The organism is Aeromonas sp. BIGb0445 (genome assembly GCF_024809075.1).
GTDB lineage: Bacteria > Pseudomonadota > Gammaproteobacteria > Enterobacterales > Aeromonadaceae > Aeromonas > Aeromonas rivuli.
Window position 1 is genome coordinate 141,499 of record NZ_JANUES010000001.1, and the last position, 18,975, is coordinate 160,473.

19 protein-coding genes are annotated in these 18,975 nt (G+C 58.1%); 16 read left to right on the plus strand and 3 right to left on the minus strand.

The window, feature by feature from the left end; translation table 11 throughout:
- Positions 1 to 37: 37 nt before the first annotated feature.
- Positions 38 to 934, minus strand: coding sequence for a LysR family transcriptional regulator (locus M2367_RS00615; protein ID WP_259235496.1), 897 nt, complete (start codon positions 932 to 934; stop codon positions 38 to 40).
- Positions 935 to 1,049: 115 nt separating this feature from the next.
- Between M2367_RS00615 and M2367_RS00620 the strand changes: the two genes are divergently transcribed.
- From M2367_RS00620 to oxyR, 3 genes are all read left to right on the plus strand, one after another.
- Complete coding sequence (locus tag M2367_RS00620; protein ID WP_259235497.1) at positions 1,050 to 1,910, plus strand: Vmh family MBL fold metallo-hydrolase; 861 nt, start codon at positions 1,050 to 1,052, stop codon at positions 1,908 to 1,910.
- A gap of 71 nt (positions 1,911 to 1,981) precedes the next feature.
- The gene (locus tag M2367_RS00625; protein WP_259235498.1) at positions 1,982 to 2,611 is read left to right on the plus strand and encodes a DsbA family protein; all 630 of its coding nucleotides are present in this window, start codon (positions 1,982 to 1,984) and stop codon (positions 2,609 to 2,611) included.
- Positions 2,612 to 2,681: 70 nt separating this feature from the next.
- Positions 2,682 to 3,581, plus strand: a complete 900-nt coding sequence (gene oxyR / locus M2367_RS00630; protein WP_042040866.1) for a DNA-binding transcriptional regulator OxyR — start codon at positions 2,682 to 2,684, stop codon at positions 3,579 to 3,581.
- A gap of 106 nt (positions 3,582 to 3,687) precedes the next feature.
- Here oxyR and M2367_RS00635 read toward each other — a convergent pair whose 3' ends face one another.
- Positions 3,688 to 6,219 (minus strand): penicillin-binding protein 1A, encoded by a 2,532-nt coding sequence (locus M2367_RS00635; RefSeq protein WP_259235499.1) that lies wholly within the window; start codon positions 6,217 to 6,219, stop codon positions 3,688 to 3,690.
- A 287-nt stretch (positions 6,220 to 6,506) separates the two neighbouring features.
- Between M2367_RS00635 and pilM the strand changes: the two genes are divergently transcribed.
- From pilM to M2367_RS00680, 9 genes are all read left to right on the plus strand, one after another.
- The gene (gene pilM, locus M2367_RS00640; protein WP_310504047.1) at positions 6,507 to 7,565 is read left to right on the plus strand and encodes a type IV pilus assembly protein PilM; all 1,059 of its coding nucleotides are present in this window, start codon (positions 6,507 to 6,509) and stop codon (positions 7,563 to 7,565) included.
- Positions 7,553 to 8,122 carry a PilN family type IV pilus biogenesis protein TapN gene (gene tapN / locus M2367_RS00645; protein ID WP_224431100.1) on the plus strand — a complete coding sequence of 190 codons (570 nt, stop codon included), beginning with the start codon at positions 7,553 to 7,555 and terminating at the stop codon, positions 8,120 to 8,122. The genes pilM and tapN overlap by 13 nt, the downstream gene beginning before the upstream one ends.
- Positions 8,119 to 8,715: a PilO family type IV pilus biogenesis protein TapO gene (gene tapO, locus M2367_RS00650; protein ID WP_259235501.1), complete on the plus strand. Its 597-nt coding sequence runs from the start codon at positions 8,119 to 8,121 to the stop codon at positions 8,713 to 8,715. The genes tapN and tapO overlap by 4 nt, the downstream gene beginning before the upstream one ends.
- Positions 8,712 to 9,245: a pilus assembly protein PilP gene (locus tag M2367_RS00655; RefSeq protein ID WP_042040861.1), complete on the plus strand. Its 534-nt coding sequence runs from the start codon at positions 8,712 to 8,714 to the stop codon at positions 9,243 to 9,245. The genes tapO and M2367_RS00655 overlap by 4 nt, the downstream gene beginning before the upstream one ends.
- A 71-nt stretch (positions 9,246 to 9,316) precedes the next feature.
- Positions 9,317 to 11,383: a type IV pilus secretin PilQ gene (locus tag M2367_RS00660; protein ID WP_259235502.1), complete on the plus strand. Its 2,067-nt coding sequence runs from the start codon at positions 9,317 to 9,319 to the stop codon at positions 11,381 to 11,383.
- Positions 11,384 to 11,574: 191 nt separating this feature from the next.
- Positions 11,575 to 12,093 carry a shikimate kinase AroK gene (aroK, locus tag M2367_RS00665; protein WP_005909680.1) on the plus strand — a complete coding sequence of 173 codons (519 nt, stop codon included), beginning with the start codon at positions 11,575 to 11,577 and terminating at the stop codon, positions 12,091 to 12,093.
- Between the two features lie 14 nt (positions 12,094 to 12,107).
- Entirely contained in the window at positions 12,108 to 13,187 is a 1,080-nt protein-coding gene (gene aroB / locus M2367_RS00670) for a 3-dehydroquinate synthase (RefSeq protein WP_259235503.1), read from the plus strand.
- Positions 13,180 to 14,724 (plus strand): SPOR domain-containing protein, encoded by a 1,545-nt coding sequence (locus tag M2367_RS00675; protein WP_259235504.1) that lies wholly within the window; start codon positions 13,180 to 13,182, stop codon positions 14,722 to 14,724. Before aroB ends, M2367_RS00675 begins: the two co-directional genes overlap by 8 nt.
- Positions 14,725 to 14,793: 69 nt before the next feature.
- Positions 14,794 to 15,669, plus strand: a complete 876-nt coding sequence (locus tag M2367_RS00680) for a Dam family site-specific DNA-(adenine-N6)-methyltransferase (RefSeq protein ID WP_042040857.1) — start codon at positions 14,794 to 14,796, stop codon at positions 15,667 to 15,669.
- Positions 15,670 to 15,686: 17 nt separating this feature from the next.
- Here M2367_RS00680 and M2367_RS00685 read toward each other — a convergent pair whose 3' ends face one another.
- A complete protein-coding gene (locus M2367_RS00685; protein WP_259235505.1) occupies positions 15,687 to 15,878 on the minus strand; it encodes a DUF2970 domain-containing protein in 192 nt (63 codons plus the stop codon).
- 338 nt (positions 15,879 to 16,216) lie between these two features.
- On the opposite strand from M2367_RS00685, the gene rpe reads away from it, so the two are divergent.
- The 4 genes from rpe (at position 16,217) to M2367_RS00705 (ending at position 18,908) form a co-directional block, all read left to right on the plus strand.
- On the plus strand, positions 16,217 to 16,891 hold the full coding sequence (rpe, locus tag M2367_RS00690; RefSeq protein ID WP_042040855.1) for a ribulose-phosphate 3-epimerase: 675 nt from the start codon (positions 16,217 to 16,219) through the stop codon (positions 16,889 to 16,891).
- Positions 16,878 to 17,546: a phosphoglycolate phosphatase gene (locus M2367_RS00695; RefSeq protein WP_042040854.1), complete on the plus strand. Its 669-nt coding sequence runs from the start codon at positions 16,878 to 16,880 to the stop codon at positions 17,544 to 17,546. The genes rpe and M2367_RS00695 overlap by 14 nt, the downstream gene beginning before the upstream one ends.
- A gap of 18 nt (positions 17,547 to 17,564) precedes the next feature.
- Positions 17,565 to 18,569: a tryptophan--tRNA ligase gene (gene trpS / locus M2367_RS00700; protein WP_042040853.1), complete on the plus strand. Its 1,005-nt coding sequence runs from the start codon at positions 17,565 to 17,567 to the stop codon at positions 18,567 to 18,569.
- Between the two features lie 123 nt (positions 18,570 to 18,692).
- A complete protein-coding gene (locus M2367_RS00705) occupies positions 18,693 to 18,908 on the plus strand; it encodes a hypothetical protein (RefSeq protein ID WP_042040852.1) in 216 nt (71 codons plus the stop codon).
- Positions 18,909 to 18,975: the final 67 nt, after the last annotated feature.

Genomic DNA, 18,975 nt, shown 5'->3' on the forward strand with positions numbered 1-18,975 from the left:
CCTTCTTTTTCCTATCAGGGGCCGCAAGGCCCCTTTTTCATTGCCAGAGTGGATCGGCTGCCATGCGCGCGACCATGAAGTCGAGGAAACTGCGCAGCAAGGGAGACATCTGCTTGCGGGTACCATAGACACCGTAAACGCCCATTTGCTTGGGTTGCCAGTCGGGCAGTAAGGCCACCAGCTCACCTCGTTCGAGATGCGTTTTAACCGAATAGTGGGGCTGCAGGCTGATGCCTGTGCCCGCCAGCGTGGCGGCCAGAAGCAGGTTCGATATATTGGCGCTCAGATTGCCGCTGACGGGGACCGACTGGGGGCCCTGTTGACCATCAAATTGCCACAGGCTCTTGCCGAAGTAGGTGTAGGTGAGGCAGTTGTGCAAGGCGAGATCTTGCACCTGTTGCGGTACCGGATGGCTGGCGAGGTAAGCCGGGCTGGCGCAGACCACCGAGTGGCAGGTGCCGAGCCGACGGGCGACCAGATTGGGGTCCAGATCGTTGGTGATCCGCACGGCCAGATCGATGCGCTCCTCCACCAGATTGACCGTTCTGTCCAACAGCAATATGTCGATGGCGGTGCCTGGATAACGGGCCAGATAGTCATTGGCGATGTTCACCAGCAAGGCCTCGGAGAGGGAGTAGCTGCTGGTGATGCGCAGCAAGCCCTTGGGGGTATCCTGGTTCTGCACTGCCAGCTGCTCCATCTCTTCGCCCAGGGTCAGCATGGTACGAGCTCGCAGCAGCGCCTCCTCACCCGGGCCGGTCAGGCTGAGGCGGCGAGTGGTCCTGTGTAGCAGGCGGGCTCCCATCCAGCGCTCCAGCTCGGCCAGGTAGCGTGACACCATGGCCCGCGACATCTCAAGCTGCTCTCCCGCGGCGCTCAGGCTGCCCTGCTCCACCACGCTGACAAAGACCCGCAGGGCGGTCAGTCGATCCATGTTTGCCTCTATATGCTCGATTTATGCAACAGTGAGGTGACTATTATGCGGTATTTGCAACTCAACCGTTCTAATAAACTCTGTTCATCCCGAATCCATCATTAGGAATGACGCAATGAACAAGCACGCACTTCGCAACCTGACCCTGGCCACCACACTGCTCAGCGGCGCCGCACTAGCTGCCCCTCTGACGGTGACCGTCTACAATCCGGGCGAGCAGGGGATCTTCCCGGTCTCTTCCGAGATAGTGGCAGGAGACAAGGAGGCCATACTGGTCGATGCCCAGTTCGGGGTCGGTGATGGCCAGGCGCTGGTCGAGTTGCTGCACAAGAGTGGCAAGACGCTGACCACCATCTTCATCAGTGGTGGCGATCCTGACTTCTATTTCGGTCTTGAGCCTCTCAAGGCCGCCTTCCCGAACGCCAAGATAGTGGCCAGTCAACACGTGGTTGACCATATCAAGGCGACCAAGGATGCCAAGCTGGCTTACTGGGGCCCCATACTGGGCGACCAGGCGCCCAAGAGCCTGATAGTCCCCGAGGTGATGACGGCATCCCACCTGACGCTGGAAGGCGAGCGGATCGAGATCAAGGCAATGAATACCCCGAGCGCCTATCTGTGGGCTCCCTCTATCAAGACCGCATTGGGTGGCGTACCTGTTTATCACGGAGTGCATGTCTGGATGGCAGACAGCCAGACCAAGGCGGCGCGGGCGCAGTGGGTCAAGACCCTCAATGAGCTGCTGGCGATGCAACCTGCTCGCGTGATCCCGGGCCACTTCCTGGGCGCCGAACCCAAGGGCGCCGAGGCGGTGACCTTCACCCGCGATTATGTGCAGCGTTTCGAGCAGGAGCTGGCCAAGGCCAAGGGCTCAGACAGCCTGATCCAAGGCATGAAGCAGGCCTTCCCGGCGCTGCCTGCCGATGACGGTCTGGCTATCGGCGCCAAGGTCGCAACTGGCGAGATGAAGTGGTAAAGCAATAAGCCTGCTTCCCTGTGTTTTTTACCGGGCCCTTGGCCCGGTTTTTTCAAGTTGGATACGATGCCATGAAGATGAACGAAACGACATTGCACTACATCTATGACCCCCTCTGCGGTTGGTGTTATGGCGCGGCCCCCCTGCTTGCAGCGGCCGCGAGGCAGACCGGGGTGAGGGTCAAGTTGCACCCGGGAGGCCTCTGGCTGGGCCCGCGTCGCCAGCCGATGGGAGCGGCGCTGCGTGATTATGTCAGGCCCCATGACGAGCGGATCCAGGCCCTGACCGGTCAGCCATTTGGGACACGCTACTTCGACGAGCTGCTGCTGAGCGAGGGCTTGTTCCTCGATTCCGAGCCGCCCATTCGCGCCATACTCGCGCTCGGATCTCTGGGGGGCGACGAGTTGACCATGTTGCAACGGATCCAGGAGTCCCACTATCGGGATGGCCTCTGGGTCGGGGACGTGGCGCGGCTGGCCGGTCTCGCCGCCGAACAGGGGGTGGACGAAGTTGCCTTCCATCATGCCTATGAGGCCCAGGCGCTGGAGCCAGCCCTGCTCGAGAGCCAGCGCTGGTTAACCCGGCTCAAGGGTCAGGGGTACCCGACCCTAGGGCTGGCGCGTGGCGAGACGCTGGAGCGGCTCGACATTGCTCCCTATCTGGGAGATGTGCCTGGGTTTCTGGCACGATTGGCCGACTAGGTTGCCTTGTTCTTCAAGCACTTATTGGGCATGCTAGGGGTCGATTTTTGCCCGTCAGCAGTGGGGATATATGAACCTTCGCGATCTCGAATACCTGGTAGCGCTGGAAGAGGAGAAACATTTTCGCAAGGCGGCGGAGCGCTGCTTCGTCAGCCAGCCGACCCTGAGTGGCCAGTTGCGCAAGCTGGAGGATGAACTCGGGGTGATCTTGATCGAGCGCACCTCCCGCAAGGTGCTCTTTACCCCCGCCGGTGATGCCATGGCCCAGCAGGCTCGCAAGGTGTTGCGTGAGGCGCGCGAGCTAAAGAACATCGGCCAGCACTTCGCCGAGCCCATGTCAGGGGAGATCCACATCGGCCTCATCCCCACGGTGGGCCCCTATCTGTTGCCCCATATCATCCAGGATCTGCGTGAGCATTTTCCCCAGCTCGAGTTCTACCTCTACGAAGAGCAGACTCAGGTATTGATGAAGCGTCTGGAGGAAGGGGAGCTGGACTGTGTCATTTTGGCCGAACTGGATGGCATGGAGGGTTTTGGTTCACTGCCGCTGTACCAAGAGCCCATGTGGCTGGCGGTACCCCGACTGCACCCCGAAGCCCACGCCAAGGCTGTGCCGCTGGGCAACCTCAAGGGCAAGAAGCTGCTGATGCTGGCCGACGGTCACTGCCTGCGGGATCAGGCCATGGGTTTTTGCTTCGCAGCCGGGGTGGGGGAGGATGTGCGTTTTCAGGGAACCAGCCTGGAGACCCTGCGCAACATGGTGGCGGCAGGCAGCGGCATGACGCTGATCCCGCGCCTGGCCGTGCCTGCCAATCGCGACGAGGGGGGGGTGAGCTACAGGCCCGTGATTGACCCCGTACCTGGACGCGCCATCTCACTCTTCTATCGCCACTATTCGGTGCGTCGTCCCTGTTTTAACGAGCTGGCGACCCGCATCCGCGCCCTGATGAAGGTGCAGTTGGCCAGTTGAGCCATGAACAGCACAAAGCGCAGCTCAGTGTTTGAGCGGCAATAAAAAACCGGCGCAGAGGCGCCGGTTTTTTTTGATTGCCATAGGCCCGCCTGGCGGGCCTGGATCAGAACAGGTCGTCGGTCGAGACGGGACTGTCGCCATCACCGAAATAGCCATCCTCCCCATAGACTCTGTTGCCGTTCGAGACGGGTGCCGAGTAACGGGTTGGCTCCGTGCCCTCCTTGAAATACTCGGTGGTGGCATTGCCGCTGTGGGTCAAGAGACCCGTGCTGGCGTCAACCGGCAGCTTGATGATGCCCTCGGGGACCGGCATCGGTTGCTCGGGTACCTTATTGAGCGCCACCTTCATGAAGTCGATCCAGATAGGCTGGGCGGCGTTGCCGCCAAATTCACCACCGGCCGTCTGGTCGCGTCCCATGTTGGCGTTGTAGGCGACACGGCCCAGGGCCCGCTGATGATTGTCAAAACCTATCCAGGCGGTCGCCACCAGATTCGGGGTATAGCCTGAGAACCAGGCATCCCGCGATTCGTTGGTGGTCCCCGTTTTACCCGAGATATCGTGGCGCTTGAGGTCGCGGGCCGCACGCCAGCCTGTCCCCATCCAGCCACGTCCACCCCAGATGGCCGTGGTCAGGGTATCGGTGATAAGGAAGGCACTCTGGGCACTGATGGTTTGCGGGGCCAGGTTGTTGGGCACCACAGGGTCGATGGCACACTGAGCACGCCAATCACCTTCCACATTAAGATAGGCCTCGGGAGCGTTCATGTCGGCGGCAGCCAGAGCACCACAACCCCGGCATGCGGCGGCCGGGTTGGCGGCAAACAGCAGGGTTTCGAAGCTGTCTCTGACTTCGCTGATGAAGTAAGGGGTGACCTGATAACCGCCGTTGGCGAGCATGGAGAAACCACGCACCACTTCCATCGGCGTAAATTCAGCGGCACCCAGTGCCAGGGATTCATTGCGCTGGATGTGTTCGCGAGGGAAGCCGAACTTGACCAGGCCATCCATGTAGGTATCGAGACCGATGGCGCGCATCAGGCGCACCGACATCACGTTCTTGGATTTGGCCAGACCAATGCGCAGCGGCGTCGGACCATCGTAGACGGCCGGTGAGTTCTTGGGCTGCCACATGGGGCCCTTGGAGGGATCCCACTGGTTGATGGGGGCATCATTGATGATGGATGCCAGGGTATAACCCTGCTCAAGGGCGGTGGCGTAGAGGAATGGCTTTATGTTTGAGCCGATCTGGCGACGTGCCTGTTCGACCCGGTTGAATTTGGATAGTTCGAAGCTGAAACCACCCACCAGACCTTCGATGGCGCCATCGGTCGGGTTCATGGCGACCAGGGCCGCGTTGACGTCAGGGATCTGCGCCAGGATCAGGGCCTCACCCTGTTCTCGTACCCAGATCTGGGCGCCGACTTTCAGCACATCCCTCGCCGCCCTGGGGGCATTGCCCTGGCGCGAGTCGGTGATGAAGGCGCGAGCCCATTTGATGCCATCCCAGTTCAGTTCGGCCTGCTTGCCGTTCTTGAGCACTATGCTGGCGCTCTTGTCGGCGAGTTTGGTGACCACGGCCGGGATCAGGGGATCGTAGGCAGGCTCCTTGTTGAGGTGCGCGACTATCTGGTTGTAGTCCCACTGAGCCTCACCCTCTTTCCAGAGCTGGGCGCTGGGGCCACGGTAACCGTGACGGGTGTCGTAATCGGTGATGCCATCGAGCAGTGCCTTCTTGGCTGCCCGCTGGCGGTCGGCGCTGACCGTGGTGTAGACATGCAAGCCCATGGTGTAGGCGTCTTCACCAAACTGGTCCACCATCTTCTGACGCACCATCTCGGCCAGATAGGGGGCATGGAGCGTGGTCTCGGCGCCATGGTAGCGCGCCTTGATGGGCATCTTGCTGGCTTCGTCATACTGGGCCTGGGTTATCTTGCCAGTATCCAGCATGCGACCCAGTACCACATTGCGGCGAGCGAAGGCGCGCTCTGGCGAACGGATGGGATTGAGCATGGAAGGCGCCTTGGGCAGACCGGCGATGATGGCGATCTCATCCAGGGTCAGCTCTTTTACATCTTTGCCAAAGTAGACTTGGGCGGCGGCGCCGACCCCGAACGAGCGATAGCCGAGCGGTATCTTGTTGAGATAGAGCGTCAATATCTCGTCTTTGGTGAGATTCTGTTCGATACGCCAGGCGAGGAAGACCTCCTTCACCTTGCGCACTATGGTCTTTTCATTGGTCAGGAAGAAGTTACGAGCCACCTGCTGGGTGATGGTACTGGCGCCCTGTTGGGGTTTGCCCGAGACGGCCCAGACGGTGGCGGCACGCAGGATCCCGATGGGGTCTATGCCTGGATGCTCGTAGAAACGGGCATCTTCGGTGGCCAGCACGGCATCAATCATGGACTGAGGGATATCGCTCAGTTGCAGCGGGATGCGACGGATTTCGCCAAACTGGGCGATCAATTCGCCGTCGCGGCTGTACACCTTCATGGGGGTGGCCAGCTTGACGTCACGCAGGGCCGACACATCCGGCAACTGGGGTTTGATGTAGAAGTAGATACCGATGAGGCTGGCGACGCCAAGTACAGCACCCAACATCATCACTATTAACAGGCGTACGAGCCATTTCTGCATGGAAGAACTACCAATCGTCTTAAAAGTAACCAACAGGCGCAGAGTATACCCACACTGCCCAGGAAAATTCGACATTTCCAAGCAGGGGATCGGCTGGCCAAAGAGCGCTCAGATTAGCATCTCGGGCCCTTTTCACCAAGCTGCGCCAAAATGGCGGTTGTAGTGGCGATATAGTGAAGATGTGTTATGGCTCTGATAATTAGACAATTCTAAGTTGTGGCGCCGCTCAATATGGAATTAGCTGTTCTACAATCAAGACCACAACCCAATAACGCATGGATGTGTATATGGTTGGGCTATTCAAGAATGGAACTCTGATCCCCATGATAGGAGTGGATTTTGGCAGCCAGTCCCTCAAGGCTGTCACCCTGAACGGTACGGCGAGCAAGCCCAGGCTCGAGTCGATTGCCGATGTCCAAATGCCCAAAGGGGCCTTGATCGACTATCAGGTGCAGGACATAGAGAGGGTCAGTCAATCTCTCAGAACCCTCAAGCGTCAGCTGGTTGGCAGCAATCAGAATGTCGCGACCGCCGTCACCGGATCCAATGTGATCACCAAGGTGATACTGGTCGATGCTGGCCTCAGTGAAGGAGAGCTGGAAGATCAGGTGCAGCGGGAGGCCGAGCAGCTTATCTCCTACCCTCTTGATGAGGTCAGTCTGGATTTCGAGGTGTTGGCTGGTACCCCCGACGCCACGCGTCAGCGGGTCTTGCTCAGCGCCGCCCGTACCGAGAGTGTCAGCGGCAGGGTCAGCGCACTGGCTGAGGCCGAACTCACGACCCGAGTAGTGGATGTTGGGGCCCATGCACTGGTTCGCGCCGTATTGGCCTGTCAGCCTGAGCTCGCCAGTTTGGAAAAGCCTGTGGCGGTCATCGATATCGGGGCGAGCACCATGACTTTCGCCTCGGTGCAAAAGGGGGAAGTGACCTACTTTCGCTTGCAGAATTTTGGTGGTGACCAATACAGCCAGGCGATCTCCTCCTTCTATAACCTTCCCTTGGATGAGTCTGAACTTGCCAAGACTCAGAACCAGTTACCTCAGGATCATGAGATTGAGGTACTGCAGCCGTACTTGCAGAGCCTGTTACAGCAGGTACGTCGCAATATTCAACTTTTTGTCAGTTCGTCCGGACAACGGGATCTCGCCAAGCTGGTACTGACCGGGGGAGGGAGTCTGGTCGTCGGGCTGGCAGATATGTTGCGTCAGGAGTTCTCTCTGGAGGTGCTACACCCGGATCCGTTTGCCCTGTTTGGCAATACTAGCGGTGATAGGCGTGGTCATGGCGCCAAGTATATGACCGCGTTTGGCTTGGCCTTGCGGAGCTTCACACCATGTCAAATATAAACCTGCTACCTTGGCGCGACGCTAAGCAAAAGCGTGAAAAGGCGCAGTTTGGTGTGCTGTTTGGGGTCTGTCTGGCGGTGACGGCCTCTCTGGGGTTTGCGGTTGACTGGTTCGTGAACCAGCAAGTTTCTCAGCAGCGCGGCTTGAATCAGCGCCTGGTGCAGGAGATGGTCAAGCTGGATGCCCAGCTTGGTGAGATCCGTCTCATCAAGGATAAGCGCAAAGGGTTGCTTGAACGGATGGCGCTCATCGAGAGATTGCAGCAGCGCCGTAACTTACCCGTGCGCCTCTTCAACCAGTTGCCGCTTTTGGTGCCCAATGGCGTCTACCTCAATACGCTAGCGTTGAAGAGCGATGCCATTGATGTGAATGGCAAGGCTGAAGCCTATGGCCGGGTGGCGAGCATGATGCGGCGCATCGATGGTTCCGGCTGGTTGGGGGCGTCTCGCATAAGCACTATCTTTGCCTCGGATGTGGCTCCCGTCGCCCTCAGCCAATTCTCCATGATGTTCCAGGTCATCAAGTCGCCAGCCGATGCCGCGGGAGGTAAATCATGAACCTGCAACAACTCAACGATCTGGATCTGAACAACATAGGCGGCTGGCCTAAGGCGGCCAAGCTGGTGCTCATCCTGTTTGGCTGTGTCTTGCTCGGCGGTGCTATTTATTACTATGTGATAGCCAGTTCACTGACCGCCCTGACTCAGGAACAGAGCAAGGAGAAAGAGCTCAAGGCACAGTTTGAGAGCAAGGCGATGCTGGCCGCTAACTTGTCTGCCTATAAAAAGCAGCTGGTCGAATTGGAGTTACTGGTTGATACCCAGCTCAAGCAGTTACCCAACACCCATGAGGTCGCTGGTTTGCTTGATGACATCAGCTTCATCGCCACTGACAACGGTCTCAAACTCAATCGTATTCACTGGGAGGCCGAGACGCCCCATGAGTTCTCTACTGAACTACCGATGCGCATTGAGGTTGCAGGTACCTACCACGAGATTGGCAAGTTTACGGCAGCCATGGCGGCACTGCCGCGCATCGTCATTCTGGACTCTTTTACCCTGAGTAATGGAACCAATAGCGACATCATCTCCATGTCCATGCTGGCCAAGACTTATAAATACAATGGCAATGCCGGGGGGCAGAAAAAATGAGGCAGCTCCCCAGATATTGCTTTGTGTTGTTGCTTGCGGGTTGTAATAGCCAGGAGAACATGGATGGCTACATCAGCCAGATCAGGGCCAGGCCCCCGGTTGCCATAGAGCCATTGCCCACCATAACGCCATTCTCTCCCCTGCATTACGAATCGATGGATAAACGAAACCCTTTTGTTGAACCTCAGCCAGAGAGTCGTGCCGGCGTTGAACAAAAAGCCAAAGCTGACTGTGCCCAGATAGTGGCAGATAGACCCAAGGAGGTGCTTGAGAACTACTCGCTGGCGAGTCTGGCGATGCAGGGCACCATGGGCAAGCAGGGGCAATTGTGGGCACTCATTCGCACGCCTGATGGTCAATCCATGCGCATGGGGCTGAATCATTACATGGGGTTGGATCAGGGGCGGGTCATCAGGATCACCAATACGGCGGTGGATTTGCTGGAAACAGTGCCCGACGGCAAGGGATGTTGGGTAACGCGTGAAACGCAGTTGGTGATGGCCAATATAGAAGCAAAAAATAATCGGTGATGAGCATGAGACGTTGCCGCTGGTGATGGTCCATCTTCTTGAAGCGAAACGATAATCAGGGATGAGCGTCGATGAGAATAACAACAGCAATTACATTCAGGGTGGCTGCGCTGTTACTGGGCAGTTCGTTTCATCCGGTATGGGCGATCCCGACTTTGCAGGAGGTAAAAGTCAATCCCCTGTTGGCCGATCAACTCTTGCTGGAACTGAGCTTTAGCGAGCCGGTTTCGGGTTTTACCGACCGGCTTGGCTATCAACCCAATCAGTTGATGTTGCACATCCCGGGGGCGGTAGGGGCCCTGAAGGTCAACCCATTGCCCATCAAGCAGGAGGGGGTCGACAGCGTCAAGGTCGATGGTAAAGGAACAGGACTGGATATACAGATTGCACTGGACAGATTGATGCCTTATCAGGTGCATCAGCAAGGCAACAAGTTACTTATCTCTCTCGGTGACAAGGCGGCCAAACCGGAACCGACCCCTGTCGCCAAAGCACCCATGGTGTTGCCTGCCACCAAAGCCAATACCGAAGATGCCTATTTCAACTCGGTCAAGGGGGTCGATTTTCGCCGAGGCAAAGATGGCCAGGGTGAGTTTCTGGTGCGGTTGGATAACAGCTCGGCAGCCGTGGATGTCAGCAGTACAGGACAGAAAGTGGTGGCCAAGTTTCACGGAACCCGGATCCCGGACGATCAGCTGAACCTCATCAATGTACAAGACTTTGCCACCCCGGTTTCCCAAGTGGAGGCATTTCGTCAGGGTAATGACACCCGATTCGAGCTATCGGTGAATGGCCAGTTCGATTTTCGCTACGATCAGGCGGACAAGCTGTTCATCATCGAAGTGAAAAAGCGCGCGCCGGTCGGTACTGTCGCAAAACAGTATAAAGGCAAGCCCATCTCCCTGAATTTCCAGGACATACCGGTACGTACCGTGTTGCAGCTCATCGCTGACTTCAACAACCTCAATCTGGTGACCACGGATTCAGTCTCCGGCAATATCACTCTGCGCCTCGATGGTGTGCCCTGGGAGCAGGCCCTCGACATCATTCTCAAGGTGCGTGGTCTCGACAAGCGCCTCGATGACAACATCTTGCTGGTCGCGCCGGCAGAAGAGATAGCCGCCCGGGAGAAACAGCAGCTGGAGAGCCGCAATCAGGTGGCAGATCTGGCACCGCTCTATACCGAATATATGCAGATCAACTACGCAAAGGCGTCGGAAGTCGCGGCCCTGCTCTCCTCCGAGAGCACCAAGCTGCTCTCGGCAAAAGGCGCAGTGAGCGTGGATGAGCGCACCAACGTGCTGGTGGTGAAAGACACGGCCGATGTGATTAGCAACATCAAACGCATGTTAGATATCCTCGATATCCCGGTCAAACAGGTGGTGATCGAAGCTAGGATGGTGACCATAGATGACGGTTTCGACGAGGCGCTCGGGGTGCGCTGGGGGGTGACCAAGAATGATGGTCATGGCAATAGCACATCGGGTTCGATAGAGGGGAATGATAACTCAAACGGTATTACCTCTGGACCTCCAAGTGTCGAGGACAGGTTAAACGTCAATCTGCCGGTCACCAATGCCGCAGGCACCCTGGCCTTCCAGGTGGCTCGCCTCGCCAACGGAACCTTGCTGGATCTCGAACTGTCGGCGCTGGAGAAAGAGAGCAAGGCGGAGATCATCGCGAGCCCAAGAGTCACCACGGCGAACCAGAAACCGGCATTGATTGAACAGGGTACCGAGATCCCCTATGTGGAATCCTCCTCCAGCGGCGCGACCTCGGTTACCTTCAAAAAGGCGGTACTGAGCCTGAAAGTGACACCGCAGATTACGCCGGACAACAGGGTCATCCTCGATCTCACTGTGACCCAGGATACCAAGGGCGAAACGGTTCCTACCGGGACCGGGGATGCGGTCTCCATCAATGCCCAGTCCATCACCACCCAGGTGCTGGTCAACAATGGGGAGACCTTGGTACTCGGCGGTATCTATCAGCAGACCATCAAGAACGATGTCAGCAAGGTCCCCCTGCTCGGTGATATCCCGGGCCTTGGCATCCTGTTTCGCAAGACCACCAGCGAGAACAAGAAACGCGAGTTGCTGATTTTTGTGACGCCAAGGATAGTTACCGACAAGTTTTGAATGCTTTACATATCAGGGTAAAACACATATAACCTTACGCCCCGATGAGGCTGGGGCGTAAGGTCTGCGGTTGCCAGTCCTGATTTCTATTGAGATAATCCCCCTCCTGATCCATCGCAAGACAAGGTTCATAGGTACCCCGATCCATAGTTCATCGGGGTCGTACAGTTTGTAATTACTAATGAAAAGACATGGCTGAGAAACGCAATATTTTCCTGATAGGTCCCATGGGTGCGGGCAAGAGCACCATAGGTAGACATCTGGCAGAACAACTGCATATGGAGTTTTTCGACTCAGATCATGAAATTGAGCGCCGCAGTGGTGCCGATATCAGCTGGGTGTTCGATGTTGAAGGCGAAGAAGGTTTCCGGATTCGCGAAGAGAAGGTGATCGGCGATCTGTCCGAGCAGCAAGGCATAGTGCTGGCGACGGGCGGTGGTGCAATCAAGAGCCGCGAGACCCGCAACAAGCTCTCTGCCCGCGGCATCGTCGTTTACCTCGAAACCACCATTGAAAAGCAACTGGCGCGCACACAGAGAGACAAGCGCAGGCCCTTGCTACAGACCGAAGAGCCGCCCCGTGAAGTATTGGAGCGTCTGGCGTACGAGCGCAATGCCCTCTATGAGGAAGTGGCCGACTTTGTTATCCACACCGATGATCAGAGTGCTAAAATCGTCGCCAATCAAATCGTCAAGCTAATCGGTATGTAATGTCGAGGACGTCCATGGAAAGGTTGAAGGTCGAACTGGGTGAGCGTTCTTACCCGATAGAAATAGCGGCTGGACTGCTGCAGCACCCCGACGTGCTGACTCAGGCCATCAAGGGTAGACGGGTCATGATAGTGACCAACACCGTGGTGGCTCCCCTCTATCTGGAGCGGGTGAGTCAGCTACTGGCGGACTATCAGGTAGAACACCTGATCCTGCCGGATGGTGAGGCACACAAGACGCTGGCGACTTTCGAACGCATCATGTCTGCGCTACTTGAGACCAACCATGGACGTGATACTACCCTGATCGCCCTGGGTGGGGGCGTGATAGGGGATGTGGTGGGCTTTGCGGCCGCCAGCTTCCAACGCGGTATCCCCTTCATCCAGGTCCCCACCACACTCCTCTCCCAAGTCGACTCCTCTGTTGGCGGCAAGACTGCCGTGAATCACCCCCTCGGCAAGAACATGATCGGTGCCTTCTATCAGCCCAAACTGGTCGTCATAGATACTGAATGCCTGCAGACCCTGCCCGAGCGTGAATTTGCCTCAGGCATGGCAGAGGTGATCAAGTACGGCATCATCTGGGATGCAGATTTCTTCAGCTGGCTGGAGCAGAATATGCCTCGGCTACAGCGGCAGGATCCGGCTGCGTTAGCCTATGCCATCAAGCGTTGCTGCGAGATCAAGGCCGAAGTGGTTGCCGAGGATGAGACGGAGCACGGGGTGCGGGCGCTGCTCAATCTGGGTCATACCTTTGGTCATGCCATCGAAGCAGAACAAGGCTATGGTAACTGGTTGCATGGCGAGGCTGTCGCTGCGGGTATGATGCAAGCGGCGGCCACAGCCCGGTTGCGTGGTCAGGTGAGCGCCGAACAGCAGGAGCGGATCCGTGCCTTGCTGCTGGCGGCCAAGCTGCCGGTGAAGGGGCCTGCCGATATGAACTTCGATGCTTACCTGCGTCACATGCGCCGTGACAAGAAGGTGCTGGCTGGCAAGCTGCGTCTGGTATTGCCGGTGGGAATAGGCCATGCCGAAGTGGTGGCCGATGTGTCTGATGCTCAATTGCAATCGGTGATCGAGTCCGAATGTGAGTAAGTTGCTCCAGTTTCCCTCTCAACGGCAGCTGGTCGAACGGCTGCTGCATCTGATTGAATTCAATCATCCTTTTATATTTCTATCCGGTCCGGCCGGCAGCGGCCGCGCCACCCTCTGCGAGCTGTTGCTGACCCGCCTGCCTGAGAAGGTGCAGGTGGTGAGCCTGATCGGCCGTCCCGACATGAAGATGGGCGAGGTGCGTCAGCTGCTGCTTGAGCAGATAGTCGATAAACCCCTGTTCAATCCTCAAGATGCCTTGGCTGACAGCTTCTTTCGCATGATGGAAGGAAAGCCTGCAACGCTGTTGTTGCTGATCGAGCGGGCGCACGAGTTGCCTGCCGAGGTGCTCAGCGAGCTTTGGACCCTGTGTCGTCACAATGACACCCTGACCAAGCCTCATCAGTTGGCGACCCTGTTGACCGCTGATGACGTCTGGTGTCGCACTGTGCGCCCGGGTCTCAAGGGGCGAGCCATGCCCTCCCTCGAGCTGGAGGTCGCCCCCCTGAGCGCCCCTGAGCAACGCATCTTCCTGTATGAGAAAGCAAAAGCGCAGAAGATACCGGCGACCCTCTTGCCCAAAGCCAAGGTAGAGGAGATCCTGAGCCAATCGAAAGGACAGCCGTCCATCATCATGCAGGCCCTGGAGGATATCATGACCGACAGAAGACCCAAGAAGTCGCAACCCAAGCTGCCCATCAAGCAGGTCGTCCTGGGTTTTGTTGCCGTCATCGGCATCTTGCTGGCGCTCACTTACCTGCTTCCCTCGCTGTTTTCAGACAAGCCGGAGGGCCAGGAGATGGCGAAACCGGTGAGCACAACACTGCCAGCCCCCATTCCGGGGGAGAGTCCGGCTGGGGCTGTGAACCAGGCAGATACTCAACCGGGAGCAGCCAGTAATGACAGCGGCGCTCTGGTTCGGGATTGGAAACCAGAGAGCCAGGTCTTGCCCAAGAAAGTGGAGAGCGAGACGGTGACTGCCGAGTCAGGCAATTACGAGGGTCGCCGGATAGTGATCTCCGACGACGTGGTCGAGAAGCTGATGACAGGGCCCAGCGTCAGCGGTGCCCTGCCCAGCGAGGTGGTCAAGGAGCTGACCGGTGGCGAGTCAAACGTGGCCAAGGCCAATGAGGTAGGCTCGCAAGCCAAGCAGGCGACAGGCAATCAGGCTGTTACGACAGCCCCAGCGAGCCAGACAGGCCCTGCCAAGATTGTCGAGCAGGCCGCGCCAGCCCCCCGGGTTGCCCTGACCCCGGTAACCACCTTGCAGCAGAAAGCCAAGACCCATTACAGCGTGCAGTTGATGGGGGCGAGCAACCGGCCAGCGGTCGACAGCTTCGTGGCGGAGAACCAGCTGTCGGGCAAGGTCTGGGTCTATCAGACTCAGTTCCGCGGCAGTCCCTGGTTCGTGGTGCTGCAGGGCGATCATGCCAGTCTCCAGCAGGCGAAGGCGGCCATCCGCCAGTTACCACCCGCCCTGGTCAAGGGGCAGCCCTGGCCCAAGTCGTTCGCCCAGGTACAAAAAGAGCTGAAGCCATAGCAGCAGGTCGGATAAGGGGGTAGAATCGTCCCCCTTTTTGGGTTGCTGCCTTCTTAACGCCGGATTTCCATGAAGAAAACACGCGCTTTTTTAAAATGGGCCGGGGGAAAGTATTCCCTGGTTGAAGAGATTGCCGAGCGGTTGCCAGCAGGGCGTGTGTTGCTGGAGCCTTTCGTCGGTGCCGGATCCGTGTTTCTCAACACCGATTACGATGCCTATGTGCTCAACGACATCAATCCGGATCTGATTGCCCTCTATAACCATCTCAAGCTCACACCTGAGCAATTGATTGCCGAGGCGCGCAAGCTGTTTGTGGCCGAGAACAATCACAAGGCGGCTTATTACCGGTTGCGGACTCAGTTCAACCAGACAGAAGGTAGCTTCGAGCGCGCCCTGCTGTTCCTGTTCCTCAACCGCCACGGGTTCAACGGCCTGTGCCGATACAACAAGAAGGGGGGCTTTAACGTCCCCTTTGGCTCTTACAAGAAGCCCTATTTCCCGGAAAAAGAGCTGTGGTTCTTCGCTGAGAAGGCGCAGAAGGCGACCTTCATCTGCGAGAGCTATGCCGATGCCATCAAGCGGGCGCAGGCCGACTGGGTCATCTATTGCGATCCCCCTTATGCCCCCCTCTCTACCACGGCCAGCTTCACCAGCTATTCGGCCGGGGGCTTTACCCTGGACGATCAGGCGGTGCTGGCGCGGCTGGCGCGGCACACGGCTGCCGAGAAAGGGGTTCCCGTGCTCATCAGCAACCACGACATCGAACTGACCCGCGAACTCTATCGTGGTGCCAGGCTCGATGAAATCCTGGTCAAACGCACCATCAGCCGCAATGGCGGCACCCGCAACAAGGTGGCCGAGCTGCTGGCACTCTATCCTCCCGGCATAGCGCCGGAGCAGGGGTGGTATCCAGGGGATCTGGTCGAGGTTGGCACCAGCGTCTAGGCAGGGCCGCTGAACGGCTAAGCGAGTACCCAGCTCACCAGTAGCCAGAGGCTGCCTAGCATCAGGGCGATCAGTAGCACTCCCATCAGGATGAAAGCCAATGGCGAGCCGTTGGCAAAATCTCGATGGCGATTGCGCTGGGATTGCACCCCGAACAGGGCGGCGAGGGTGCTGGTGAGCGTGTGCCACAGGGTGAGTCTTTGGTTCATGTGCGCCTCCTGGCTCCCTACAGCCTAGCCAGCTTTCGCCAAGAGAGCCCCTTCCGTCCCTCATCACTCTGCGCTGTCATGTTGTTCATCCCATCATGGAAGAGGGTCTCTTCCGCTCTTCTGCCCTGATGAGGGTGATATGAGTCGAGATTGGAGGCTGGAGACGGGTTGAGCACTCTCAACGTCCCAGCCCGGGGGACGCCCATATCTCCCCATATCCGGGAAAATGGGTCTCCCGTGGGCCATGAGGCGCGGTAAGCGGCAATCAGTCTCGTTTCCTGAGCCAGTTTGGGGTAAAATTGCGCCGTTTTTTCGCCTAGCTGCCAATGGATGACGTGATGAAAGACTTTCTGATAGCTCCCTCGATCCTCTCCGCCGATTTTGCCCGTCTGGGCGACGATGTTGCCAAGGTATTGGCAGCGGGTGCCGATGTGGTGCATTTCGATGTGATGGACAATCACTATGTGCCTAATCTGACCATAGGCCCCATGGTCTGTCAGGCCCTGCGTGACTTCGGTATCAAGGCGATGATCGATGTGCACCTCATGGTCAAGCCGGTGGACAGGATAGTCCCTGATTTTGCCAAGGCGGGTGCCAATCTCATCACCTTCCACCCGGAAGCGTCCGATCACGTCGACCGCACCCTTGGGCTCATCAAGGAGCAGGGCTGCCAGGCTGGCCTGGTGCTCAATCCGGCCACGCCGCTCTCTTGCCTCGAATATGTGATGGACAAGCTGGACGTGATCCTGCTGATGTCGGTCAACCCCGGTTTCGGTGGTCAGAGCTTCATCCCCGGCACCCTCGACAAGCTGCGTCAGGTGCGCCGTCTGATAGACGAGAGTGGCCGTGACATTCGCCTGGAGATCGATGGCGGGGTCAAGGTAGACAACATTCGTGCCATTGCCGAGGCCGGTGCCGACATGTTCGTGGCCGGTTCTGCCATCTTCAGCCAGCCAGACTACAAGGCGGTGATCGACCAGATGCGTGCGGAGCTTGCCCATGTCCAGCGTTAATCGTCCCTTCGATCTGGTGCTGTTCGATTTGGACGGCACCCTGATCGACAGTGCTTCCCAGCTGGCGCTGGCGGTCAATCGCACTCTCACCGATCTGGGTCTGGCCGAGGCCGACGAGGCCGTGGTTCGTACCTGGGTCGGCAATGGTGCCGATAAGCTCATCTCCCGCGCCCTGGATTATCGCGGTGCTGGCGAACAGTTCAGCCAGGCCCGCGGCCTGTTCGATCGGCACTATCAGGCTTGTCTGCTGGAAGGGCTGGCCATGTATGACGGGGTCGAGCAGAGCCTGCGCCGTTTACAAAAACTGGGTTACCGCCAGGCCGTGGTGACCAACAAGCCGAGTCACTTCGTGCAGCCGATCCTCGATGCCCTCGGCATTGCCGATTGCTTCGCGCTCTGGCTGGGCGGCAACTGTGTGGAACCAAAGAAGCCGAGCCCGACACCGCTGCTGCATGCCTGCCATGAGCTGGGTGTCAGCCCGGCGCGCACCCTGATGGTGGGTGACTCCGAAAATGATGTGCTGGCCGCCCAGGCCGCCAGCATGAAGGTGGTAGGGCTCACCTATGGCTACAACTATGGCCGCCCCATTGCCGACTCCAATCCAGACTGGGTGTGCGAGCATTTCTGTGAGCTCGATGCCCTGCTGGTCGAATAAGAACAAGGACTCCTCTCCATGGCCAAACCAATAGTACTGAGCGGTGCCCAGCCCTCCGGGCAGCTCACCATAGGCAACTACATGGGCGCCCTGCGTCAGTGGGTCAAGATGCAAGATGACTTCGATTGCCTCTATTGCATCGTCGATCTCCATGCCATCACCGCCCGCCAGGAGCCTGCTGCCCTGCGCAAGGCCTGCCTGGATGCCGCCGCCCTCTATCTGGCAGTCGGGATTGATCCCGCCAAGAGCACCGTCTTCATCCAGTCTCATGTGCCCCAGCACGCCGAGCTTGGCTGGATCCTCAACTGCTACACCCAGATGGGTGAACTGTCGCGTATGACCCAGTTCAAGGACAAGTCCGCCCGTTTCGAGAATAACGTCAACGTCGGTCTGTTCGGCTACCCGGTGCTGATGGCGGCGGACATCCTGCTTTATCAGGCCAATCAGGTGCCGGTCGGCAACGATCAGAAGCAGCATCTGGAGCTGACCCGCGACATCTGCACCCGTTTCAACAATCTGCATGGCGAGGTGTTCACCCTGCCCGAACCCTTCATTCCCGAAGAGGGTGCCCGGGTGATGAGCCTGCAGGATCCGACCAAGAAGATGTCCAAGTCTGACGACAACGAGGCCAACTTCATCGGTCTGCTGGAAGATCCCAAGCAGATAGTGAAGAAGATCAAGCGGGCCGTCACCGATTCGGACGAGCCGGCCGTGGTGCGCTTCGATCCGGTCAACAAGCCTGGGGTGTCCAACCTGCTGACCCTGATGTCTGGCGTGACCGGCCGCCCCATCCCTGAGCTCGAGCAGCACTTCGAAGGCAAGATGTATGGCCATCTGAAAGGTGAGTGCGCCGAGGCCGTGGTTGCCCTGCTTGAGCCGCTACAAGCCCGTTTCCATGCCCTGCGTCAAGATGAGACTCATCTGCAGGCCATCCTCGCGGCCGGTGCACAAAAGGCCCGGGAAAGGGCTGAAAAAACCCTGGCCAGCGTATATGATGTGGTTGGCTTCGTTCCCAGAGCCTGATATATCGGATTGTGGTGTAACCGTAGGAAGCCGGGTATCAACCTGGCTTTCTTTGTTTTCCCCCTCGGTATCTGTGATCCCCGGATCCTGAATTTAAGTGGACCCCGAGTCCCAAGAGTGAGCATGTCCATCCAAGAAAAAATCTCCATAGACGAGCTGGGCGACAAAGGTCACTGGCTGCGCAAGTTTCGCAAGGCCAAGAACCTCAATACCCTGCAACTGATGGTCTCCAATGCCATCGACAAACACCATGCTACCCCGGCCATCGCTGCCGCCATCTACCTCGCCGAGTGTCAACGAGAGCGCGAGATGGAACAAGGCCGCTACCTGGATCGCTGAGGCGCCCCTCCGGGCTCAGCCTATCCGCGGTGGTTCTGCCCACGTAATCTCCCTGACAGTGCGTGCC

Coding starts and splice junctions, on each gene's coding strand:
- pilM (WP_310504047.1), top strand. CDS start 6,507: ATGGTTGGGCTATTCAAGAATGGAACTCTGATCCCCATGATAGGAGTG.
- trpS (WP_042040853.1), top strand. CDS start 17,565: ATGGCCAAACCAATAGTACTGAGCGGTGCCCAGCCCTCCGGGCAGCTC.
- M2367_RS00655 (WP_042040861.1), top strand. CDS start 8,712: ATGAGGCAGCTCCCCAGATATTGCTTTGTGTTGTTGCTTGCGGGTTGT.
- tapN (WP_224431100.1), top strand. CDS start 7,553: ATGTCAAATATAAACCTGCTACCTTGGCGCGACGCTAAGCAAAAGCGT.
- M2367_RS00615 (WP_259235496.1), bottom strand. CDS start 934: ATGGATCGACTGACCGCCCTGCGGGTCTTTGTCAGCGTGGTGGAGCAG.
- aroB (WP_259235503.1), top strand. CDS start 12,108: ATGGAAAGGTTGAAGGTCGAACTGGGTGAGCGTTCTTACCCGATAGAA.
- M2367_RS00695 (WP_042040854.1), top strand. CDS start 16,878: ATGTCCAGCGTTAATCGTCCCTTCGATCTGGTGCTGTTCGATTTGGAC.
- oxyR (WP_042040866.1), top strand. CDS start 2,682: ATGAACCTTCGCGATCTCGAATACCTGGTAGCGCTGGAAGAGGAGAAA.
- M2367_RS00625 (WP_259235498.1), top strand. CDS start 1,982: ATGAAGATGAACGAAACGACATTGCACTACATCTATGACCCCCTCTGC.
- aroK (WP_005909680.1), top strand. CDS start 11,575: ATGGCTGAGAAACGCAATATTTTCCTGATAGGTCCCATGGGTGCGGGC.
- M2367_RS00680 (WP_042040857.1), top strand. CDS start 14,794: ATGAAGAAAACACGCGCTTTTTTAAAATGGGCCGGGGGAAAGTATTCC.
- M2367_RS00685 (WP_259235505.1), bottom strand. CDS start 15,878: ATGAACCAAAGACTCACCCTGTGGCACACGCTCACCAGCACCCTCGCC.
- M2367_RS00635 (WP_259235499.1), bottom strand. CDS start 6,219: ATGCAGAAATGGCTCGTACGCCTGTTAATAGTGATGATGTTGGGTGCT.
- tapO (WP_259235501.1), top strand. CDS start 8,119: ATGAACCTGCAACAACTCAACGATCTGGATCTGAACAACATAGGCGGC.
- M2367_RS00620 (WP_259235497.1), top strand. CDS start 1,050: ATGAACAAGCACGCACTTCGCAACCTGACCCTGGCCACCACACTGCTC.
- rpe (WP_042040855.1), top strand. CDS start 16,217: ATGAAAGACTTTCTGATAGCTCCCTCGATCCTCTCCGCCGATTTTGCC.
- M2367_RS00660 (WP_259235502.1), top strand. CDS start 9,317: ATGAGAATAACAACAGCAATTACATTCAGGGTGGCTGCGCTGTTACTG.
- M2367_RS00705 (WP_042040852.1), top strand. CDS start 18,693: ATGTCCATCCAAGAAAAAATCTCCATAGACGAGCTGGGCGACAAAGGT.